Here is a 253-nt window from a genome sequence, read left to right as displayed (position 1 = left end):
CCCCCGCAAGATGAGATTTCCCAATGCGTAAGACCCCTGGTAGACGACCAGGTTGATAGGTTCGGGGTGGAAGCGCAGCAATGTGTGGAGCTGACGAATACTAATCGGTCGAGGGCTTATCCTATCATACTCCACGAACCTTCGTGGAGGCCTCAAGAGCCCTTGAGGTAACGTTTCATCTCTCTCTCTTCTTCGGTTCGCATTCAGTTTTCAGGGAATAAACCCTGAATTTCATAATCGTTTGGTGATGATG

The 253-nt window shown here is 49.4% G+C and carries 1 rRNA gene; it reads left to right on the top strand.

The annotated features are described in order from the left end of the window. Positions 1-124: ribosomal RNA gene (locus tag PV433_RS14095) — 23S ribosomal RNA — on the top strand; the annotation flags it as partial. Positions 125-253 lie beyond the last annotated feature (129 nt).

Origin of the sequence: Paenibacillus sp. GYB004, assembly GCF_036577605.1 — a bacterium.
In the GTDB taxonomy this organism is placed as follows: Bacteria; Bacillota; Bacilli; order Paenibacillales; family NBRC-103111; genus Paenibacillus_AB; species Paenibacillus_AB oceani.
Note: the sequence above shows the minus strand (reverse complement) of the source record. Positions and strands in the feature narration are given on the sequence as shown.